Consider the following 242-nt stretch of genomic DNA (forward strand, 5'->3'; position numbering starts at 1 on the left):
GGCGCCGACGCCGAGCGGGTCATCCGCAACCTGGCGAAAGACGGCTACGGCCTGGTCTTCACCACCTCCTTCGGCTACATGAACCCTACCGCCAAGGTGGCCCGGCAGTTTCCCAAGGTGACCTTCGAGCACGCCACCGGCTACAAGCGCGACAGGAACCTCGGCACCTACCTGTCGCGCTCCTACGAGGGACGCTACGTCGGCGGCTTCCTCGCGGCGAAGATGACCCGCAGCCACAAGAT

At 65.7% G+C, this 242-nt stretch carries 1 protein-coding gene; it reads left to right on the forward strand.

Translation table 11 applies throughout. The features are described from left to right. The coding region (locus tag ACLJNW_RS27950) for a BMP family ABC transporter substrate-binding protein (protein WP_410961859.1) at nt 1–242 on the forward strand (242 nt) is incomplete at both ends.

Origin of the sequence: Salmonella sp. SAL4457 (genome assembly GCF_046548235.1) — a bacterium.
Classification (GTDB): domain Bacteria; phylum Pseudomonadota; class Gammaproteobacteria; order Enterobacterales; family Enterobacteriaceae; genus Salmonella; species Salmonella enterica.